At 59.5% G+C, this 21372-nt stretch carries 21 protein-coding genes; 15 read left to right on the forward strand and 6 right to left on the reverse strand.

Annotated elements, in window-relative coordinates; genetic code table 11:
- Positions 1-42 precede the first annotated feature (42 nt).
- Genes CKW24_RS03170 through CKW24_RS03185 form a run of 4 tightly spaced genes read right to left on the reverse strand, consistent with a single transcriptional unit; the run spans position 43 to position 3445 of the window.
- On the reverse strand, positions 43-783 hold the full coding sequence (locus tag CKW24_RS03170) for an SDR family NAD(P)-dependent oxidoreductase (RefSeq protein ID WP_095165236.1): 741 nt from the start codon (positions 781-783) through the stop codon (positions 43-45).
- A gap of 51 nt (positions 784-834) precedes the next feature.
- Positions 835-1359: a MaoC family dehydratase gene (locus CKW24_RS03175; protein ID WP_095165237.1), complete on the reverse strand. Its 525-nt coding sequence runs from the start codon at positions 1357-1359 to the stop codon at positions 835-837.
- 10 nt (positions 1360-1369) lie between these two features.
- Positions 1370-2197 carry a CoA ester lyase gene (locus CKW24_RS03180; protein ID WP_095165238.1) on the reverse strand — a complete coding sequence of 276 codons (828 nt, stop codon included), beginning with the start codon at positions 2195-2197 and terminating at the stop codon, positions 1370-1372.
- Between the two features lie 9 nt (positions 2198-2206).
- Positions 2207-3445 (reverse strand): aminotransferase class I/II-fold pyridoxal phosphate-dependent enzyme, encoded by a 1239-nt coding sequence (locus CKW24_RS03185; RefSeq protein ID WP_095165239.1) that lies wholly within the window; start codon positions 3443-3445, stop codon positions 2207-2209.
- A gap of 329 nt (positions 3446-3774) precedes the next feature.
- On the opposite strand from CKW24_RS03185, the gene CKW24_RS28315 reads away from it, so the two are divergent.
- The 15 genes from CKW24_RS28315 to nuoN all read left to right on the forward strand — a co-directional run bounded on the left by CKW24_RS28315 (position 3775) and on the right by nuoN (position 19960).
- Positions 3775-4179, forward strand: coding sequence for an SDR family NAD(P)-dependent oxidoreductase (locus CKW24_RS28315; RefSeq protein ID WP_256585384.1), 405 nt, complete (start codon positions 3775-3777; stop codon positions 4177-4179).
- A gap of 98 nt (positions 4180-4277) precedes the next feature.
- On the forward strand, positions 4278-4400 hold the full coding sequence (locus CKW24_RS28320) for an SDR family oxidoreductase (protein ID WP_256585385.1): 123 nt from the start codon (positions 4278-4280) through the stop codon (positions 4398-4400).
- A gap of 622 nt (positions 4401-5022) precedes the next feature.
- The gene (locus CKW24_RS03195; RefSeq protein WP_007905050.1) at positions 5023-5436 is read left to right on the forward strand and encodes an NADH-quinone oxidoreductase subunit A; all 414 of its coding nucleotides are present in this window, start codon (positions 5023-5025) and stop codon (positions 5434-5436) included.
- 10 nt (positions 5437-5446) lie between these two features.
- Positions 5447-6121, forward strand: a complete 675-nt coding sequence (locus tag CKW24_RS03200) for an NADH-quinone oxidoreductase subunit B family protein (protein ID WP_093421209.1) — start codon at positions 5447-5449, stop codon at positions 6119-6121.
- Between the two features lie 72 nt (positions 6122-6193).
- Positions 6194-7978 carry an NADH-quinone oxidoreductase subunit C/D gene (gene nuoC, locus CKW24_RS03205; RefSeq protein WP_095165240.1) on the forward strand — a complete coding sequence of 595 codons (1785 nt, stop codon included), beginning with the start codon at positions 6194-6196 and terminating at the stop codon, positions 7976-7978.
- A 2-nt stretch (positions 7979-7980) separates the two neighbouring features.
- Positions 7981-8478, forward strand: coding sequence for an NADH-quinone oxidoreductase subunit NuoE (nuoE, locus tag CKW24_RS03210; RefSeq protein WP_008020715.1), 498 nt, complete (start codon positions 7981-7983; stop codon positions 8476-8478).
- The gene (gene nuoF / locus CKW24_RS03215) at positions 8475-9830 is read left to right on the forward strand and encodes an NADH-quinone oxidoreductase subunit NuoF (RefSeq protein WP_095165241.1); all 1356 of its coding nucleotides are present in this window, start codon (positions 8475-8477) and stop codon (positions 9828-9830) included. Before nuoE ends, nuoF begins: the two co-directional genes overlap by 4 nt.
- Positions 9831-9966: 136 nt before the next feature.
- Positions 9967-12681 carry an NADH-quinone oxidoreductase subunit NuoG gene (gene nuoG / locus CKW24_RS03220; RefSeq protein ID WP_095165242.1) on the forward strand — a complete coding sequence of 905 codons (2715 nt, stop codon included), beginning with the start codon at positions 9967-9969 and terminating at the stop codon, positions 12679-12681.
- Entirely contained in the window at positions 12678-13685 is a 1008-nt protein-coding gene (nuoH, locus tag CKW24_RS03225) for an NADH-quinone oxidoreductase subunit NuoH (protein WP_095165243.1), read from the forward strand. The genes nuoG and nuoH overlap by 4 nt, the downstream gene beginning before the upstream one ends.
- Positions 13686-13696: 11 nt before the next feature.
- Entirely contained in the window at positions 13697-14245 is a 549-nt protein-coding gene (gene nuoI / locus CKW24_RS03230; protein ID WP_042559871.1) for an NADH-quinone oxidoreductase subunit NuoI, read from the forward strand.
- Between the two features lie 9 nt (positions 14246-14254).
- Positions 14255-14755 (forward strand): NADH-quinone oxidoreductase subunit J, encoded by a 501-nt coding sequence (nuoJ, locus tag CKW24_RS03235; protein ID WP_095165244.1) that lies wholly within the window; start codon positions 14255-14257, stop codon positions 14753-14755.
- Positions 14756-14758: 3 nt separating this feature from the next.
- On the forward strand, positions 14759-15067 hold the full coding sequence (gene nuoK, locus CKW24_RS03240) for an NADH-quinone oxidoreductase subunit NuoK (protein ID WP_093421177.1): 309 nt from the start codon (positions 14759-14761) through the stop codon (positions 15065-15067).
- A complete protein-coding gene (nuoL, locus tag CKW24_RS03245; RefSeq protein ID WP_095165246.1) occupies positions 15064-16917 on the forward strand; it encodes an NADH-quinone oxidoreductase subunit L in 1854 nt (617 codons plus the stop codon). The genes nuoK and nuoL overlap by 4 nt, the downstream gene beginning before the upstream one ends.
- Before the next feature lie 39 nt (positions 16918-16956).
- Positions 16957-18489 carry an NADH-quinone oxidoreductase subunit M gene (gene nuoM, locus CKW24_RS03250; RefSeq protein WP_095165247.1) on the forward strand — a complete coding sequence of 511 codons (1533 nt, stop codon included), beginning with the start codon at positions 16957-16959 and terminating at the stop codon, positions 18487-18489.
- A gap of 7 nt (positions 18490-18496) precedes the next feature.
- Complete coding sequence (nuoN, locus tag CKW24_RS03255; protein WP_095165248.1) at positions 18497-19960, forward strand: NADH-quinone oxidoreductase subunit NuoN; 1464 nt, start codon at positions 18497-18499, stop codon at positions 19958-19960.
- A gap of 70 nt (positions 19961-20030) precedes the next feature.
- On the opposite strand, the gene CKW24_RS03260 is transcribed toward nuoN, so the two are convergent.
- Together CKW24_RS03260 and CKW24_RS03265 are read right to left on the reverse strand one after the other, a co-directional pair.
- Positions 20031-20468, reverse strand: coding sequence for a thioesterase family protein (locus tag CKW24_RS03260; protein ID WP_095165249.1), 438 nt, complete (start codon positions 20466-20468; stop codon positions 20031-20033).
- A 48-nt stretch (positions 20469-20516) separates the two neighbouring features.
- Positions 20517-21350, reverse strand: coding sequence for an alpha/beta fold hydrolase (locus CKW24_RS03265; protein WP_095165250.1), 834 nt, complete (start codon positions 21348-21350; stop codon positions 20517-20519).
- Between the last annotated feature and the right edge of the window lie 22 nt (positions 21351-21372).

The following is a 21372-nucleotide window of genomic DNA, read 5'->3' on the forward strand; positions in this document are numbered from 1 at the left end:
CAAGACTTTCGAAGGTACCAGCCATCCTCGAGCCGGCAGCACTCATGCTTGAGTGCCTCCATCCACCGGCATCGCAATACCAGTGACAAACGACGCATCATGGGAGCTCAGCCAGTAAACTGCGTTGGCCACTTCCTCTGCCTCGCAAATACGATTCAGAGGGTGCGAGCTGCCCATCGCTTCCAGACCATCCCCCAGAATGCCTTCCGATAATGGAGTGCGGACAAATGCGGGACATACAGCGTTTATACGAATACCAAAAGGCGCATACTCCCGGGCAACTGCCCGGGTCATACCCACGACTCCATGCTTGCTCGCGGAGTAAACTGAACCACCGGTGACACTTGCCCGAATCCCGGCCAGTGACGCCACATTGACGATACTGCCCGAGCCCACCGACCGCATTACAGGTAATACAGCCTTCATGCACTGCCAAGGCACCTTTACATTGGTTGCCATAACCTCATCAAACACCGCGTCGCAGTAATCCTCAGTCAACGTAAAGGGCGTGCCTTCGATACCTATGCTATTGATCAGGCAATTAACTGGCGAATGATCCATGGCGATCTGCTGAAAAAACTCAGCGAGTGCGCGCGAATCACGTAGGTCGACGGCGTATCCGTGAGCTTGTCCTCCGGCCTCCCGAATGCGCTCGCAGAGCTCCCGGTTCCGCATTTCCCGGCGCCCACAGAAAACGACCTCATACCCTTCCCTGATAAAGCGCCAGGCGCAGGCCTCGCCAATACCCGAATTTCCACCGGTAACCACCGCCAGCTTTGTCATGGCATCGTTCCATTGTGTTTCTGTGACTGAAAGACCGTTGAAGACAGTCGCCTAGCCGACGGGATAGTCCTGGGAATACCCCTGCTTGGGAACGAGAAAGGTGCGCAAGTAAGTGATCACGGGGGTGCCTTCCTGCTTACGACCAATTACCCTGATGGTGACAATGCCCTGACCCGGACGCGATCGGGATTCACGCTTGGAGACCACCTCGCTCTCGGCGTACAAGGTGTCGCCGACATAGACTGGATTTGGCAGTCGAATTTCGTCCCAGCCAAGGTTTGCGATCGCCCGGGCACTCATTGTCGCTACCGTCATGCCGCTGATAATCGACAAGGTCACCGAACTGTTGACCAGTAACTTCTCGAATTCGGTGCGCTGGGCATAAGCAACGTCGATATGTGCAGGATGATTGTTCATGTTCATTAATGACTGCCAGATGTTGTCCAGTTCAGTCACGGTTCGTCCGGGACGGTGTTCGAACACATCCCCCACCACAAACTCTTCATAATGCAGGCCATAAGACTCACGGTAGCGATTTGCACCGATCCGTACATGGGCCGAAATCATCGGTTCCATCACTTTCTCCTCAAAGACCCAGTTCCTGGGCGCGCTGGATAAGTTTCCGGGCTTGCTTCACAAACGGCGGCCCTACCATGAGGTTTTTTAACCGGGTAATTTTTTCACCACTGTTTTCCGCAGCCTGCACAACTGCCAAAGCATGTTCGTACTCAGCGATGGAAGGAGTGAACACATCATTGATGATGGATATCTGCCTTGGGTGAATGGAGGTCTTGCCACTGAATCCCAATTCCCGGGTTTCCTGGCATTCCTTCAGCAGCCCCGCCTCATCGTCGAGATTGAAGTAAGCGGTGTCGAACGCAGGTATACCCGCCGCGCTTGCAGCAGCGACGATGCTCCCACGTGCATGCAGGATGTTGCTCCAGCCCCCGATCTGCACCCCCAAGCTGGCCGCATAGTCGGCGGAACCAAAGATCAGTCCGTCGGCACTGGATGCTATGGCGTAAATATCCCGCAAACAGGCCGGCGTTTCGACGGTGACCAGGATTTTCGGACTTTCTCCATTGCGATTTAAGTTGGCGCGCACCACCTCTATTTCGGCCGCCGCCTCGGTCATTGCCATGACTATGAACTCTGGCCGCTGTTCAAGTGATTGCACCAACAACAGATCGAGCAACCCTTGATTATCACGCAGAGGATTGATACGCAGTGCTGTACGCTGCGTAACAGGGTAACGATAGAATTGTTCAACACATAATCGGGCTTCGGATTTATCAGGGAACGGAACCCCGTCCTCCAGATCAATCACCATGACATCCGTCAGGGCACTCTTGGCGTACTGCTCAGTGTGCAAGGCGGAGCAATACAGCAAACTTCTTGGTGTGGGATTGGTCATCGTAACTTCTCAACGCTGGACAGGTTTCAGGTTCAGGCGCGCCTCTTCGACCGCTGCCTGTACAGCGGAGCAGAAGCTACGGACATCTTCCTGGGACATGTCTGCACGCATCATCACGCGCAAACCGGATTTGTTCCTGGCCACGATGGGGAAGAATACGGCTGAAGTGTAATAACCGCGCTTGAAGACACCCTCGGAAACGCTGATTGCCATATCTGGACTGTCCAACGGAATAACTCGTATTGGTAGACACGACCCCGCGTGCTCTGTCGCAAACAAGCTATCGAACAGACGAATATTGGCACTAAGCTTCTGCTGCAAAACGTCAAGCTCACTGGTCTTGTGAATATCCAGGGAAGCCATCGCAGCGCCTATAGCGGCGGGATTTACATATTGTGAATAGGACATTGGCCCGCCAAACCGACGGAAAATTTCCTGACAGTTAGCCTTCTCCGACATGAATATGCCGCCACCATTGGCGCCAAATGCTTTAGCCAATGAATAAACCAGTAGGGTCCGAGGATTGAGCTCAGGCATAAACGTACGAATATAGCCCTCGCCCCGCTCACCATAGGCACTTAATGAATGAGAATCATCGAAGTACAGAAACAACCCATACTTGTCCTGCAAAGCCAACAGTCGTTCAATGGGCGCACTCCCTCCCATACTGTAAGCACCGTCAGCAACATACGCGACCAAAGCATGACGCTTGCACATATCCTCGATAAAATCGACATCATTGTGATCGCACGTGACAACCTGCGTTTCATCACCACAGATAGCCTTGACCTGATTCAATGCAAAATGGGCATGCTTATCAAAGATCAAAACCGGGCGTTGGCCTTCGGTAAACATACCGGCTGCAAGCAGAGGCAGAGACGCGACAATGCCCGCGCTACAGGAAGTCGCTGTAAATGCTCGACAATCGAAATGTGCGGATAAGGCGTCTTCAAGCTCGTCGAGCTCTTTCAATCTTATTCTGATACGCGAGGTGGGCAAATTCACGGTACCGCAACTCAAGACATAATCTGCGGCACGTCGCGCCAGGCGCTCATCGACCTCAAGCCCCAAATATGAGCAAGAGCACATATTCATGAACTCATGACCGTTCTGGTCTTGCATACGCCCAAGCCGGGTATGTTCGATACTCAAATCGGTAAGCCCTGAATCTTGTGCAAGTGCCCAAGAAGGATTACCGATGTCGACGGATCTGGCAGTATTAATATATTTGTTTTTTTGCTCTGACATACACGACCTCCATCATTCATGACGCAAGAAGAGCCCCAGCAGCGTTGCACATTCATTTTTTTACGGCAACTAAGAAAAGTCGTTAATTTACGAATGAAAGTTCCGTAGGAATTTTCGCCAACACCAAGACGCCATTTAAACACCGCACCACAAGAGATATATACGCCGTACAACCCTGATGAGAAATCACACCCAGCGCCGGCCCGAAATATAATGTAACGAAGCAAGTTAATTTTGTTTGACTTCACGCCAGAAAAATTTAGACACCTCTCTATATTCAAGCGTTACGCCCACGTTCTTACAATCGAGCACTAAACGAAGGCTCAATCATGGAAGGAAGATGGAAAGGTAAGCGAGTTCTAATAACAGGAGCATCGGCAGGCATTGAAAGAGCGATAGCCGAAGCGTTCATTGCGCAAGGGGCCGATGTCTTCATTACCGCCCGCACGAATGAAGCCGGCGAGCGCGCGGTTACTGCATTAGCCGAGCGTCTTGAACAGCGGGCCAGTTTCATGCTGATGGATGCCGCAAGCTGTACCGTAGATGTACTCTTCGAGACAGCGCACGCGGACCTCGAACCGATAGATATACTTGTCAATAATCCCGCATTTATAACCAGCACTCCGTTCCTGGAGCTGAGCGGAGAGGAGTACGAACGAACCCTTGCGGTCAACCTCCGCTTTCCCTTCTTTGCAACTCAACGCTTTGCAACAGATTGCATAGCGCGTAAATAGAGCGGCAGCATCATTAACATTTCATCTGTCAGTGCCCTCAAGGTGGTCAGCCGAATGTCAGCTTATCAAGGCAGCAAGGCAGCAAGGCAGCACTGTCGATGCTTACACGAAACTGTGCGCTGGAGCTTGCACCCTATGGCATCAGGGGCAACACCATTTCACCTGGGCTGACCGTCACCAACGGCAACGCCAACCAGTGGCCGGATGCTCCAGAGGTATGACAGGTGCGGCCATCCTCCTGGCATCTGATGAATCATCATGGATGACCGGTGCCGATTTGGTCATTGATGGCGGGCACAGCTGTGTTTAGAGCGTCGGAGCCGGCTTGTCGGATCGCCGCACCGAAGCGAAGCGTCCGTTCATTCACAGCATGGCTTTCGGGCCTCTTCGCTGGCAAGCCAGCTCCAAGGTCTGCGTTGCAGCCTCGATCCCGCGGGAAAGACATTGATCCAGAGCAGTTTCTTTCGCTGAAAATCAAGGTAAAACAGCCCTGCCCGCTACTTGCAGCAATGCGCATCAAAGACAACTTCCCACTCACCCATACACCAAACAGTTTAAAAACCATCCCAAACAATATTGATTATCATTTAGCTCGAAAAATGTTCGTTACATTCCTTACAAAACATAATTAACAAAACCCCGGCTAATGCCCGTACCGCACGGGCTGCAGGGCCTCGCAGGTGCGCTATGTCCTTATTCCTATAAATAATTTCGCTATAGGAATTTTACTTGCACGGTGTTTAGCCATAAAATCACCGCGATTGATTGCGCTGCGACATATCGTCACTGCTTTATTTCTTTATCAAGCTCAGAGACCCTTGCTCTCTGTTAAGGATTACCAGCATGCCCGAAGCGACAGGACTCATGGCCCACAACTGGGGCTTTGCCATTTTCCTTCTGGGTGTCGGCGGCCTTTGTGCCTTCATGCTCGGCGTCTCCAGCCTCCTCGGGTCAAAAGCCTGGGGCCGCAGCAAAAACGAACCGTTCGAGTCCGGCATGCTACCTACAGGTGGCGCCCGCTTGCGGCTCTCAGCCAAATTCTATCTGGTCGCGATGTTGTTCGTGATCTTCGATATCGAAGCCCTCTTTCTCTTTGCATGGTCTGTGTCCGTCCGCGAAAGCGGCTGGACCGGATTCGTCGAAGCTCTCGTTTTCATAGCAATTCTGTTGGCAGGTCTTGTCTACCTATTTCGAGTGGGCGCCCTTGACTGGGCTCCGGAAGCTCGTCGTAAGCGGCAGGCGAAGCTGAAACAATGAGGCTTTGGCAATGCAATACAATCTCACCAGGATCGACCCGGATGCTCCTAACGAGCAGTACCCGATCGGCGAGCGGGAAACCGTTTCCGATCCGTTAGAAGATCAAGTCCACAAAAACATCTACATGGGCAAGCTCGAAGACGTGCTGAACGGCGCGGTCAACTGGGGACGTAAGAACTCCCTGTGGCCGTACAACTTCGGCCTTTCGTGCTGCTACGTGGAAATGACCACTGCCTTCACGGCGCCCCACGACATCGCGCGCTTTGGCGCCGAGGTTATCCGGGCATCGCCGCGCCAGGCGGATTTCATGGTTATCGCCGGTACCTGCTTCATCAAGATGGCGCCGATCATTCAGCGTCTCTACGAGCAAATGCTCGAGCCGAAGTGGGTAATCTCCATGGGCTCGTGCGCCAACTCCGGTGGCATGTACGACATCTACTCCGTGGTTCAGGGAGTGGACAAGTTCCTGCCCGTGGACGTCTACGTGCCTGGCTGCCCGCCCCGCCCTGAAGCTTTCCTGCAAGGCCTGATGCTGCTGCAGGAGTCGATTGGCCAAGAGCGTCGCCCGCTTTCCTGGGTCGTCGGCGATCAAGGCGTGTACCGCGCCGAGATGCCTTCGCAAAAGGAACAGCGCCGCGAACAGCGAATCGCAGTCACCAACCTGCGCAGCCCCGACGAAGTCTGATCCAGATCTGTTCCTGCAAAGAAACCGAAAACTGGCTTCATTCTTTACGTTGACCGAAAGCGATAAATAACCATGACTACAGGCAGTGCTCTGTACATCCCGCCTTACAAGGCAGACGACCAGGATGTGGTCGTCGAACTGAACAACCGTTTTGGCCCTGAGGCATTCACTGCCCAGCCTACCCGCACCGGCATGCCGGTGCTTTGGGTTGCCCGTGCCAAACTCGTCGAAGTCCTGACCTTCCTGCGCAACCTGCCCAAGCCGTACGTCATGCTCTATGACCTGCATGGCGTGGACGAGCGTCTGCGCACCAAGCGTCAAGGGCTGCCTGGCGGCGTCGACTTCACCGTGTTCTACCACCTGATGTCGATCGAACGTAATAGTGACGTAATGATCAAGGTCGCCTTGTCCGAGAGCGACCTCAGCGTGCCGTCCGTCACCAGCATCTGGCCCAACGCCAACTGGTACGAACGTGAAGTCTGGGACATGTACGGCATCGACTTCAAAGGTCACCCGCACCTGTCGCGCATCATGATGCCGCCGACCTGGGAAGGTCACCCGCTGCGCAAGGACTTCCCGGCCCGTGCCACCGAGTTCGACCCGTTCAGCCTGACCCTGGCCAAGCAACAGCTTGAGGAAGAAGCCGCGCGCTTCAAGCCTGAAGACTGGGGCATGAAACGTTCCGGGGCGAATGAGGACTACATGTTCCTCAACCTGGGTCCCAACCACCCTTCGGCTCACGGTGCGTTCCGCATCATCCTGCAGCTGGACGGCGAAGAGATCGTCGACTGCGTACCGGACATCGGCTACCACCACCGTGGTGCCGAGAAAATGGCCGAGCGTCAGTCCTGGCACAGCTTCATCCCGTACACCGACCGTATCGACTACCTCGGCGGCGTGATGAACAACCTGCCGTACGTGCTCTCGGTCGAGAAGCTGGCCGGCATCAAGGTGCCCGAGAAGGTCGACGTCATCCGCATCATGATGGCCGAGTTCTTCCGGATCACCAGCCACCTGCTGTTCCTGGGTACCTACATCCAGGACGTCGGCGCCATGACCCCGGTGTTCTTCACCTTCACCGACCGCCAGAAGGCGTACACGGTGATCGAAGCCATTACCGGCTTTCGCCTGCACCCGGCCTGGTACCGCATCGGCGGTGTCGCCCACGACCTGCCACGCGGCTGGGAAAAACTGGTCAAGGACTTCGTTGAATGGCTGCCAAAGCGCCTCGACGAGTACACCAAGGCCGCCCTGCAGAACAGCATCCTCAAGGGGCGGACCATTGGCGTCGCTGCCTACAACACCAAAGAGGCCCTGGAATGGGGCGTCACCGGTGCCGGCCTGCGTTCCACCGGTTGCGATTTCGACCTGCGCAAGGCGCGCCCGTACTCGGGCTACGAGAACTTCGAGTTCGAAGTCCCGCTGGCAGCCAATGGCGATGCCTACGACCGCTGCATGGTGCGCGTCGAAGAAATGCGCCAGAGCATCAAGATCATCGACCAGTGCATGCGCAACATGCCGGAAGGCCCGTACAAGGCGGATCACCCGCTGACCACGCCGCCGCCTAAAGAGCGCACGCTGCAGCACATCGAGACCCTGATCACGCACTTCCTGCAAGTTTCGTGGGGCCCGGTGATGCCGGCCAACGAATCCTTCCAGATGATCGAAGCGACCAAGGGCATCAACAGTTACTACCTGACGAGCGACGGCGGCACCATGAGCTACCGCACCCGGATTCGTACTCCAAGCTTCCCGCACCTGCAGCAGATCCCTTCGGTGATCAAAGGCAGCATGGTCGCGGACTTGATTGCGTACCTGGGTAGTATCGACTTCGTTATGGCCGACGTGGACCGCTAAGCATGAACAGCACGCTTATCCAGACAGACCGTTTCACCTTGAGTGAAACCGAGCGCTCGGCCATCGAGCACGAGTTGCATCACTACGAAGACCCGCGCGCGGCGTCGATCGAAGCCCTGAAGATCGTCCAGAAGGAACGTGGCTGGGTGCCCGATGGCGCCCTGTACGCCATCGGCGAGATCCTCGGCATCCCGGCCAGCGACGTTGAAGGCGTGGCGACGTTCTACAGCCAGATCTTCCGCCAGCCAGTGGGCCGCCACATCATTCGCGTCTGCGACAGCATGGTCTGCTACATCGGCGGCCATGAGTCGGTGGTCAGCGAAATCCAGAGCAAACTGGGGATCGGCCTCGGCCAGACCACTGCCGACGGTCGTTTCACCCTGCTGCCTGTCTGCTGCCTTGGCAACTGCGACAAGGCGCCGGCGTTGATGATCGACGACGACACTTTCGGTGACGTACAGCCTGCTGGCGTTGCCAAACTGTTGGAGGGCTACGTATGACCCTGACTTCCTTCGGCCCGGCCAACCGCATCAAGCGCTCGGCAGAGACCCATCCGCTGACCTGGCGCCTGCGTGACGACGGCGAGGCCGTATGGCTCGACGAGTACCAGGCCAAGAACGGTTACGCCGCGGCACGCAAGGCCTTCGCCGACATGGCCCAGGACGACATCGTCCAGACCGTGAAAGACGCCGGCCTCAAGGGTCGCGGTGGCGCGGGCTTCCCCACGGGTGTGAAGTGGGGCCTGATGCCCAAAGACGAATCCATCAACATCCGCTACCTGCTGTGCAACGCGGATGAAATGGAGCCCAACACCTGGAAAGACCGCATGCTGATGGAGCAACTGCCCCATCTGCTGATCGAAGGCATGCTGATCAGCGCCCGCGCGCTGAAAACCTACCGTGGCTACATCTTCCTGCGTGGCGAATACACCACCGCCGCCAAGCACCTCAACCGTGCCGTGGAAGAAGCCAAGGCCGCTGGCCTGCTGGGTAAAAACATCCTCGGCTCAGGCTTCGACTTCGAGCTGTTCGTGCACACCGGCGCCGGGCGTTACATCTGCGGTGAAGAAACCGCACTGATCAACTCCCTCGAAGGCCGTCGCGCCAACCCGCGCTCCAAGCCACCCTTCCCTGCCGCCGTAGGCGTGTGGGGCAAGCCGACCTGCGTGAACAACGTTGAAACCCTGTGCAACGTGCCGGCGATCATTGCCGACGGCGTGGACTGGTACAAATCGTTGGCCCGCGAAGGCAGCGAAGACATGGGCACCAAGCTCATGGGCTTCTCCGGCAAGGTCAAGAACCCGGGCCTGTGGGAGCTGCCATTCGGCGTTACCGGCCGCGAGCTGTTCGAAGACTACGCGGGCGGCATGCGCGATGGCTTCAAGCTCAAGGCCTGGCAGCCAGGCGGCGCCGGTACCGGTTTCTTGCTGCCGGAACACCTGGACGCACAAATGTACGCCGGCGGCATCGCCAAGGTGGGCACCCGTATGGGTACCGGCCTGGCCATGGCGGTGGACGACAGCGTCAACATGGTGTCCCTGCTGCGCAATATGGAACAGTTCTTCGCCCGTGAGTCGTGCGGTTTCTGCACCCCTTGCCGCGATGGCTTGCCATGGAGCGTCAAGCTGCTGATGGCCATCGAGAAAGGCGAAGGCCAACCCGGTGACATCGAGACCCTGCTGGGTCTGGTCGGCTTCCTCGGCCCAGGCAAGACCTTCTGTGCTCACGCACCGGGTGCCGTGGAGCCATTGGGCAGCGCAATCAAATACTTCCGTCCAGAGTTCGAAGCCGGCATCGCGCCTATCAGCGCCGCCGTCCCGCCCCTGGCAAGGCCGATCGTAGTCGGCGCGTAACGCTTAACAAGGCGAAGGGTCCGTGCCCTTCGCCTTCTCGTGTGATGACGCCGCCCGCGGCTGTTTTGACTCACGCGAATGACAAGATTCCATTAGCCACGCCCGCTGACACCGGGCCAACGAAGAACTTTGAACCATGGCCACTATCCACGTAGACGGCAAAGCGCTCGAAGTCGACGGGGCAGACAACCTGTTACAGGCATGTCTGTCGCTAGGCCTCGATATTCCTTACTTCTGCTGGCACCCCGCCCTTGGCAGCGTTGGCGCTTGCCGCCAGTGCGCGGTCAAGCAGTACACCGACGAGAACGACACCCGCGGTCGTATCGTCATGTCCTGCATGACCCCTGCCACTGATGGCACCTGGATCTCCATCGACGATGAAGAGTCCAAGGCCTTTCGCGCCAGCGTTGTTGAATGGCTGATGACCAACCACCCTCACGACTGCCCGGTCTGTGAGGAAGGCGGTCACTGCCACCTGCAAGACATGACGGTAATGACCGGCCACAACGAGCGCCGTTACCGCTTCACCAAGCGTACCCACCAGAACCAGCAACTGGGCCCGTTCATTTCCCACGAGATGAACCGCTGCATCGCCTGCTACCGCTGCGTGCGCTTCTATAAAGACTACGCCGGCGGCACCGACCTGGGCGTGTTCGGCGCCCACGACAACGTGTACTTCGGTCGCGTTGAAGACGGCACCCTGGAAAGCGAGTTCTCCGGCAACCTCACCGAGGTCTGCCCGACCGGTGTGTTCACCGACAAGACTCACTCCGAGCGCTACAACCGCAAGTGGGACATGCAGTTCTCGCCGAGCATCTGCCATGGCTGCTCCAGCGGTTGCAACATCTCCCCAGGTGAGCGCTACGGCGAACTGCGGCGCATCGAGAACCGTTTCAACGGCTCGGTGAACCAGTACTTCCTGTGCGACCGTGGCCGTTTCGGTTATGGCTACGTCAACCGCGAAGACCGCCCGCGTCAGCCACTGCTGGCCAATGGTGCCAAGCTGAGCCTCGACGAAGCGCTGGATAAAGCCGCCGACCTGCTGCGCGGTCGCAACATCGTCGGTATCGGTTCGCCGCGGGCCAGCCTCGAAAGCAACTACGCGTTGCGCGAGCTGGTCGGCGCCGAGCACTTCTACAGCGGTATCGAAGCCGCTGAGCTGGAGCGTATTCGCCTGGTCCTGCAAGTGCTGAACGACAGCCCACTGCCAGTGCCGAACATGCGTGACATCGAAGACCACGACGCGATCTTCGTCCTCGGTGAAGACCTGACCCAGACCGCCGCCCGCATGGCGCTGTCCCTGCGTCAATCGGTCAAGGGCAAGGCTGAAGACATGGCCGACGCCATGCGCGTCCAGCCTTGGCTCGACGCCGCCGTGAAGAACATCGGCCAGCACGCGCTGAACCCGCTGTTCATCGCCAGCATCGCTGAGACCAAGCTCGACGACATCGCCGAAGAGTGCGTACACGCCGCGCCCGACGACCTGGCCCGCATCGGTTTCGCCGTGGCTCACGCCCTCGACGCCAGCGCTCCAGCCGTTGAAGGCCTGGACAGCGAAGCCCTCGAACTGGCCAAGCGCATCGCCGACGCCTTGCTCGCGGCCAAGCGCCCATTGATCATTGCCGGCACCTCGTTGGGTTCCAAGGCGCTGATCGAAGCTGCCGCGAACATCGCCAAGGCGCTGAAGCTGCGCGAGAAGAACGGCTCCATCAGCCTGATCGTGCCAGAGGCCAACAGCCTCGGCCTGGCCATGCTCGGTGGCGAATCGGTCGATGCAGCCCTGCAAGCAGTCATCGACGGCCAGGCCGACGCCATCGTCGTGCTGGAAAACGACCTGTACACCCGCACCACCAAGGCCAAGGTCGATGCAGCCCTGAGCGCCGCGAAAGTAGTGATCGTCGCTGACCATCAGAAGACCGCCACCAGTGATCGCGCGCACCTGGTCCTGCCAGCTGCCAGCTTCGCCGAAGGCGATGGCACCCTGGTCAGCCAGGAAGGTCGCGCCCAGCGCTTCTTCCAGGTGTTCGATCCGAAGTACATGGACGCCAGCATCCTGGTCCACGAAGGCTGGCGCTGGCTGCACGCCCTGCGCGCCACCCTGCTGAACCAGCCAATCGACTGGACCCAGCTCGACCACGTGACCGCTGCCGTCGCTTCCAGCACGCCGCAACTGGCACGCATCGTCGATGCCGCCCCGTCCGCCGCGTTCCGCATCAAGGGCATGAAACTCGCCCGTGAGCCGCTGCGTTACTCCGGCCGGACCGCCATGCGCGCCGACATCAGCGTGCACGAGCCGCGCACCCCGCAAGACAACGACACCGCGTTCGCCTTCTCCATGGAAGGTTACTCGGGTTCGGTCGAGCCGCGTCAGCAAGTGCCATTCGCCTGGTCCCCGGGCTGGAACTCGCCGCAAGCCTGGAACAAGTTCCAGGACGAAGTCGGTGGTCACATCCGCGCTGGCGACCCAGGCACCCGCCTGATCGAAAGCACAGGTGATGCGCTGAACTGGTTCGCCAATGTGCCTCGCGCCTTCAACCCGGCCCAGGGTACCTGGCAGGTCGTGCCGTTCTTCCACCTGCTCGGCAGCGAAGAGAACTCTTCCAAGGCCGCTCCGGTACAAGAACGCATTCCCGCGGCCTACGTGGCGCTGGCCAAGTCCGAAGCCGATCGCCTGGGGGTTAACGATGGCGCCCTGCTGAGCCTGAACGTGGCCGGCCAGACCCTGCGTCTGCCACTGCGCATCAATGAGCAGCTGGGTGCTGGCCTGGTGGCCTTGCCTGCCGGCCTGGCTGGCATTCCACCAGCGATCGCAGGCTTTTCCGTTGACGGTCTGCAGGAGGCAGCGCAATGACCTGGTTCACCCCTGAAGTGATCGACACCATCATCGCGGTCGTCAAGGCCCTGGTGGTGATGCTGGCCGTGGTGGTTGCAGGTGCCCTGCTCAGCTTCGTCGAACGTCGCCTACTGGGCTGGTGGCAGGACCGTTATGGTCCGAACCGCGTTGGCCCGTTCGGCATGTTCCAGATCGCCGCCGACATGCTCAAGATGTTCTTCAAGGAAGACTGGACCCCGCCGTTTGCCGACAAGGTGATTTTCACCCTGGCACCGGTCGTGGCCATGAGCGCCTTGCTGATCGCCTTCGCGATCATCCCGATCACCCCGACCTGGGGTGTGGCGGACCTGAACATCGGCCTGCTGTTCTTCTTCGCCATGGCCGGCCTTTCGGTCTACGCGGTGCTGTTCGCCGGCTGGTCGAGCAACAACAAGTTCGCCCTGCTGGGTGCCTTGCGTGCCTCGGCCCAGACCGTGTCCTACGAAGTGTTCATGGGCCTTGCGCTCATGGGCATCGTGGTTCAGGTCGGCTCGTTCAACATGCGTGACATCGTCGAGTACCAGGCGCAGAACCTGTGGTTCATCATTCCGCAGTTCTTCGGTTTCTGTACCTTCTTCGTTGCTGGCGTCGCCGTGACTCACCGTCACCCGTTCGACCAGCCGGAAGCAGAACAGGAACTGGCCGACGGTTACCACATCGAATATGCCGGCATGAAGTGGGGCATGTTCTTCGTCGGCGAGTACATCGGCATCATCCTGATCTCGGCGCTGCTGGTCACCCTGTTCTTCGGTGGCTGGCACGGTCCGTTCGGCATCCTGCCGCAACTGGCTTTCTTCTGGTTCGCATTGAAGACCGCGTTCTTCATCATGCTGTTCATCCTGTTGCGCGCTTCGATTCCGCGCCCGCGTTATGACCAAGTGATGGATTTCAGCTGGAAATTCTGCCTGCCGCTGACCCTGATCAATTTGCTGGTGACCGCTGCGGTTGTGTTGTTGAACACGCCTGCGGGCGCGGTTCAGTGAGGATTTGACCCATGTTCAAATATATTGGCGACATCGTTAAGGGTACTGGTACCCAGTTGCGCAGCCTGATCATGGTTTTCGGCCATGGCTTTCGCAAGCGCGACACCCTGCAATACCCGGAAGAGGCGGTGTACCTGCCGCCTCGCTACCGTGGCCGTATCGTCCTGACCCGCGACCCCGATGGTGAAGAGCGTTGTGTAGCCTGCAACCTGTGCGCCGTGGCCTGCCCGGTCGGCTGCATCTCGCTGCAGAAAGCTGAAACCGAAGACGGTCGCTGGTACCCGGACTTCTTCCGTATCAACTTCTCGCGCTGCATTTTCTGCGGCCTGTGCGAAGAAGCCTGCCCGACCACCGCGATCCAGCTCACGCCGGATTTCGAAATGGCCGAGTTCAAGCGTCAGGACCTGGTTTACGAGAAAGAAGATCTGCTGATCTCCGGTCCCGGTAAAAACCCTGACTACAACTTCTATCGTGTTGCAGGTATGGCCATTGCCGGTAAGCCAAAAGGCTCCGCGCAAAATGAAGCCGAGCCGATCAACGTGAAGAGCTTGCTGCCTTAAGGAAGAAAGATGGAATTCGCTTTCTATTTCGCATCGGGTATCGCGGTGGTGTCCACGCTTCGTGTGATCACCAACACCAACCCTGTGCACGCCCTGCTCTACCTGATTATTTCGCTGATCGCCGTGGCGATGACCTTCTTCAGCCTCGGTGCGCCATTTGCCGGGGTCCTGGAAGTGATTGCCTACGCCGGCGCCATCATGGTGCTGTTCGTGTTCGTGGTGATGATGCTGAACCTGGGCCCGGCCGCGGTTCAGCAGGAACGTGTCTGGCTCAAGCCCGGTATCTGGCTGGGCCCGGTCGTGCTCGCTGCGCTGCTGTTGGCTGAACTGCTGTACGTACTGTTCAGCCACTCCAGCGGCGCTGCCATTGGTCTTACCACCGTGGACGCCAAGGCCGTGGGCATCAGCCTGTTCGGTCCTTACCTGCTGGTGGTCGAACTCGCCTCGATGCTGCTGCTCGCTGCAGCCGTCACGGCGTTCCATTTGGGCCGCAACGAGGCGAAGGAGTAATTCATGCCTGCTATCCCTTTAGAGCATGGACTGGCTGTCGCCGGCATCCTGTTCTGCCTCGGCCTGGTCGGCCTGATGGTCCGCCGCAACATTCTTTTCGTGTTGATGAGCCTGGAAGTGATGATGAACGCCGCTGCCCTGGCATTCATCGTTGCCGGTGCACGTTGGGGCCAGCCGGATGGACAAGTCATGTTCATCCTGGTGATCAGCCTGGCAGCCGCCGAGGCCAGTATTGGCCTGGCGATCCTGCTGCAACTGTATCGCCGCTTCCACACGCTCGATATCGACGCTGCCAGTGAGATGCGCGGATGAACCTACTCTTCCTGACTTTCGTATTCCCCCTGATCGGGTTCCTGCTGCTGTCGTTCTCCCGCGGACGCATCTCGGAAAACCTCGCGGCGCTGATCGGTGTCGGCTCCATCGGCCTCTCGGCGATCGTCACTGCCTACGTGATCTGGCAGTTCAACGTCGCACCGCCTGAAGGCGGCCACTACACCCAGGTGTTGTGGCAGTGGATGGCGGTGGATGGTTTCACCCCCAACTTCGCCCTGTACCTGGATGGCCTGTCGGTCACCATGCTTGGCGTAGTCGTGGGCGTGGGCTTCCTGATCCACCTGTTCGCGTCCTGGTACATGCGCGGTGAAGCCGGCTACTCGCGCTTCTTCGCCTACACCAACCTGTTTATCGCCAGCATGCTGTTCCTGGTGCTGGGCGATAACCTGCTGTTCCTGTACTTCGGCTGGGAAGGCGTGGGCCTGTGCTCCTACCTGTTGATCGGTTTCTACTACAGCAACCGCAACAACGGTAACGCAGCACTCAAGGCGTTCATCGTCACCCGTATCGGCGACGTGTTCATGGCCATCGGCCTGTTCATCCTGTTCCAACAGGTGGGCACGCTGAACATCCAGGAACTGCTGGTGCTGGCACCGCAGAAATTCCAGGCTGGCGACTTCTGGATCGTGTTGGCAACCCTGATGCTGCTGGGTGGCGCGGTCGGTAAATCGGCTCAGCTGCCACTGCAAACCTGGTTGGCGGACGCAATGGCCGGCCCAACCCCGGTTTCGGCACTGATCCACGCCGCGACCATGGTGACCGCCGGTGTCTACCTGATTGCCCGTACCCACGGCCTGTTTGCCCTGGCACCGGACATCCTGCAACTGGTCGGCATCGTCGGCGGTGTGACCCTGGTGCTGGCGGGTTTCGCCGCCCTGGTCCAGACCGACATCAAGCGTATCCTCGCCTACTCGACCATGAGCCAGATCGGCTACATGTTCCTGGCCCTGGGCGTCGGTGCCTGGGATGGCGCGATCTTCCACCTGATGACCCACGCCTTCTTCAAGGCGCTGCTGTTCCTCGCATCCGGTGCGGTGATCGTGGCCTGCCACCACGAGCAGAACATCTTCAAGATGGGCGGCCTGTGGAAAAAGCTGCCACTGGCGTACGCCAGCTTCATCGTTGGCGGCGCGGCCCTCGCGGCCCTGCCACTGGTTACCGCAGGTTTCTACTCGAAAGACGAAATCCTCTGGGAAGCCTTTGCCAGCGGCAACCACGCCCTGCTGTACGCAGGCCTGGTGGGTGCATTCATGACCTCGCTGTACACCTTCCGCCTGATCTTCATCGCGTTCCACGGTGAAGCGAAGACCGAAGCCCACGCCGGCCACGGCATTGCCCACTGGCTGCCACTGTCGGTGCTGATCGTACTGTCGACCGCCATTGGCGCGATGATCGTGCCGCCGCTGCACGGTGTGCTGCCGCAAAGCGTCGGGCATGCCGGTGGCGAAGCCAAGCACAGCCTGGAAATCGCCTCGGGCGCCATCGCCCTGTCCGGTATCCTGCTGGCCGCCCTGCTGTTCCTGGGCAAGCGTCGGTTTGTCACGGCCATCGCCAACAGCGGCATCGGCCGTCTGCTCTCGGCCTGGTGGTTCGCCGCCTGGGGCTTCGACTGGATCTACGACAAGCTGTTCGTCAAGCCGTACCTGGCGATCAGCCATCTGCTGCGCAAAGACCCGTTCGACCAAACCATCGGTTTGATCCCGCGTCTGGCCAAAGGGGGTCACAACTCCCTGAGCCGCACCGAGACGGGTCAACTGCGTTGGTACGCCGCCTCGATGGCTGCTGGTGCCGTGCTGGTAATCGGCGCCATCGTGCTGGTAGCGGTCTGATATGAACCTTGCGAATTTGCGAAAGGAAACGAGCCCGTCATGATTCTGCCTTGGCTAATCCTGATCCCCTTCATCGGCGGCCTGCTGTGCTGGATGGGTGAGCGCTTCGGCGCCACCCTCCCTCGCTGGATTGCGCTGTTGACCATGACCCTGGAACTCGCCCTCGGCCTCTGGCTGTGGGCCCATGGTGACTATTCATTTGCTCCGGCACCTGGTGCCGATCCGACCTGGGCGCTTGAGTTCAAGCACGTCTGGATCGAGCGTTTTGGCATCAACGTGCACCTGGCCCTCGACGGCCTGTCACTGTTGATGATCCTGCTGACCGGCCTGCTGGGTATCCTCTCGGTACTCTGCTCCTGGAAAGAGATTCAACGTCACGTGGGTTTCTTCCACCTGAACCTGATGTGGATCCTGGGCGGCGTTGTCGGCGTGTTCCTCGCCCTCGACCTGTTCATGTTCTTCTTCTTCTGGGAAATGATGCTGGTGCCGATGTACTTCCTCATCGCGCTCTGGGGTCACAGTTCTTCGGACGGCAAGAAAACCCGGATCTACGCGGCGACCAAGTTCTTCATCTTCACTCAGGCTTCCGGCCTGATCATGCTGGTGGCGATCCTCGGTCTGGTCCTGGTCAACTTCAACAGCACGGGCGTGATTACGTTCAACTACGCCGACCTGCTGAAAACCAAGATGTCGATGACCACCGAGTACATCCTGATGCTCGGCTTCTTCATCGCCTTCGCGGTCAAGCTGCCCGTGGTGCCGTTCCACTCCTGGCTGCCTGACGCTCACGCCCAGGCACCGACCGCAGGTTCCGTCGACCTCGCCGGTATCTTGCTGAAAACCGCGGCCTACGGCCTGCTGCGTTTCGCCCTGCCGCTGTTCCCGAACGCCTCGGCCGAGTTCGCGCCGTTCGCCATGGCCCTGGGCCTGGTCGGGATCTTCTACGGTGCGTTCCTGGCATTTGCCCAGACCGACATCAAGCGCCTGATCGCGTTCTCCAGCGTTTCGCACATGGGCTTCGTGCTGATCGGTATCTACTCCGGCAGCCAGTTGGCCCTGCAAGGCGCGGTGATCCAGATGCTTGCCCACGGCCTGTCCGCGGCGGCACTGTTTATCCTCAGCGGCCAGTTGTACGAGCGTACCCACACCCGCGACATGCGTGAAATGGGTGGACTGTGGTCGAAGATCGCCTACCTGCCGGCCATCAGCCTGTTCTTCGCAGCCGCCTCCCTGGGCCTGCCGGGTACCGGCAACTTCGTCGGTGAGTTCCTGATCCTGATCGGCACCTTCGCCAGTGCCCCATGGATCACCGCGATTGCCACCTCCGGCCTGGTGTTCGGTTCGGTCTACTCGCTGATCATGATCCACCGTGCCTACTTCGGCCCGTCCAAGTCGGACGCGGTGCTGCACGGTATGGATGCTCGCGAACTGATCATGGTGCTCGGCCTTGCGGTACTGCTGATCTACCTCGGCGTCTACCCGCAACCGTTCCTCGATACCTCTGCTGCGACGATGCATGGTGTGCAGCAATGGCTCGGTACCGCCTTCACTCAACTCGCTTCGGCCCGGTAAGAGCGCTATGGAATTCACGATTCAACACTTTATCGCGCTAGCGCCACTGTTGATCACCAGCCTCACCGTGATTGTGGTGATGCTGGCTATCGCATGGCGCCGCAACCACTCACAGACGTTCCTGCTCTCGGTGGCGGGTCTTAACCTGGCCTTGCTGTCTATCCTGCCGGCACTCAAGGTCGCGCCGCTGGTCGTCACCCCGCTGATGCTGGTCGACAACTTCGCGCTGCTGTACATCGCACTGATCCTCGTGGCGACCCTGGCCTGCGTCACCCTCGCCCACGCCTACCTCGGCGAAGGCGGCACTGGCTACCCGGGCAACCGCGAAGAGCTGTACCTGCTGATCCTGCTGGCTGCGGCCGGCGGTATCGTGCTGGTCAGCGCGCAACACCTGGCCGGCTTGTTCATCGGCCTGGAGCTGCTCTCGGTACCGGTCTACGGTCTGGTGGCGTATGCCTTCTTCAACAAGCGCTCGCTGGAAGCCGGCATCAAGTACATGGTGCTGTCGGCCGCCGGTTCCGCGTTCCTGTTGTTCGGCATGGCGCTGCTCTATGCCGATGCTGGCAGCCTGAGCTTCAGCGGTATCGGTCACGCCCTGGCCGCCAGCGGCGCAGCCAGCCCGCTGGCGCAATTGGGCATGGCGATGATGCTGGTGGGCCTGGCGTTCAAATTGTCCCTGGTGCCTTTCCACTTGTGGACGCCGGACGTGTACGAAGGTGCTCCGGCCCCTGTCGCCGCGTTCCTGGCGACTGCCTCGAAAGTTGCAGTGTTTGCGGTCATGGTGCGTCTGTTCCAGATCTCCCCAGCCGCCAACACCGCCGTGCTGAGCAACGTCCTGACCGTGATCGCGATTGCCTCGATCCTGTTCGGTAACCTGTTGGCACTGACCCAGAGCAACCTCAAGCGTCTGCTGGGTTACTCCTCCATTGCCCACTTCGGCTACCTGCTGATCGCCCTGGTGGCGAGCAAGGGCCTGGCCCTGGAAGCTATCGGCGTGTACCTGGTCACCTACGTGATCACCAGCCTCGGCGCGTTCGGCGTGATCACCCTGATGTCCTCGCCGTACAAAGGCCGTGACGCCGACGCCCTGTACGAGTATCGCGGCCTGTTCTGGCGCCGTCCGTACCTGACCGCCGTGCTGACCGTGATGATGCTGTCCCTGGCCGGCATCCCGCTGACCGCAGGCTTCATCGGCAAGTTCTACATCATTGCCACGGGTGTCGAAGCGCACCAATGGTGGCTGGTCGGCTCGCTGGTGCTGGGTAGCGCCATCGGCGTGTTCTACTACCTGCGCGTGATGGTTACCCTGTTCCTGATCGAGCCTAACCTGCGCCGCGTCGACGCTCAGCTGCACTGGGAGCAAAAGGCTGGTGGCGTGATGCTGCTGGCCATCGCCGCCCTGGCGTTCCTCCTGGGCGTCTACCCGCAACCGTTGCTGACTCTGGTCCAGCAAGCCGGCCTGGCGGGCTGATCGCTCAAGCGAATCGCAGCAACAAAAAAACGGCACCCTCGGGTGCCGTTTTTGCATTTCATCAATCCGTTCAGGCGAGAGCGTGCAACGCCGGACCGTAGCCTTCGATGAACTCGGCGGGCATGCGCTTGGGCTTGCCGCTGGACAGCTCGATACAGACAAAGGTGGTTTGCGCGCGCAGCAGGGTCGCGTTGTCACTGGGGCGAACCAACTGGAAATGCCGGGTCATTTTCAGGCGCTGGTCCCAGTCGACGATCCAGGTCGCCAACTGCAACTCGTCACCTTCATAGGCCGCTGCCAGGTAATCGATCTCGTGGCGCACCACGGCCATGGCCCGGTCCAGTCGCCGATACTCCACCAGGTCCAGCCCCAGACGCTGTGAGTGGCGCCAGGCGCAGCGCTCGAGCCAGGTAACGTACACCGCGTTATTGGCGTGTCCCAGCCCGTCGATGTCCTCCGCGGCCACCTGCAGGTCAATCACAAAGGGTGTTGCCCGATCCCAGCCCATGCCTCACTCCCGGTCCGATTATTCGACCGGGAGCAGTGTAACGGATGATCAGGCCGATTGCCGCGCCTGCAGGCTGCTACCCGCGAGCAATCCCAGCACCCCTTCGATCACTCGCGGGTCGGCCAGCACCCGTTGGTGACCGCCCTCTTCCAGCCGCAGCAGGCGACTGTCGAACCAGGCTTCATGGATCAGCTGCGACTCGCTCACCGGGACAAAGGTGTCGTCCTCGGCATGCACAATCAATCCGGGCATATCCAATTGATAGTGGGCGACATCGAGCCTTGAAGCCTGCATGCCGACATCCTGCTCGACCTTGCGGATAAACGCCGAGCGCGCACGCGGTGGCAAACCGAAGTAGCGGGCAAAACCACGCAGCACGCCAAGAATCCGCGCCGGTGCCGCGATGCTCACCAGGGTCTGTGTACGCAGCCCCAACTGCACCGCAAGCATTGCACTGGCGCCGCCCATGGAGTGGCCGACCACCCCTTGCAGCGGCGGTAACTCGGCCGCCGCTTCGAGCATGGCGCGGGCAAACAGTACGACGTTGGCCTCGCGTCCCGGCGAACGACCGTGGGCAGGACCGTCCAGGGCAATCACCGTATAACCGGCGTCCACCAGGGCGCTGATCAGGCTGGCGAACTGGGTCGGCCGCCCTTCCCAACCATGCATCAGCAACACTGCCGGGCCCTGGCCCCAGCGCAAGGCCGAGAGCCCAAAGCGCAAGGTAATGCGCTCGGCACTGGTCAGCAGCGGCATCTCCCAGTCACGGGGTGGCAATTCACGCGGCGTCATGAACACCCGACGCATCTTGTTCGCAATCAACTTCGGCGCCACCCAGCCCAACGTGCCGTTAACGCCGCGAACCCAACTCAAGGTGCTCATCGCTCATCTCCAAAGGCCAACG

This window comes from Pseudomonas sp. Irchel 3H3 (genome assembly GCF_900187635.1).
Taxonomy (GTDB): domain Bacteria; phylum Pseudomonadota; class Gammaproteobacteria; order Pseudomonadales; family Pseudomonadaceae; genus Aquipseudomonas.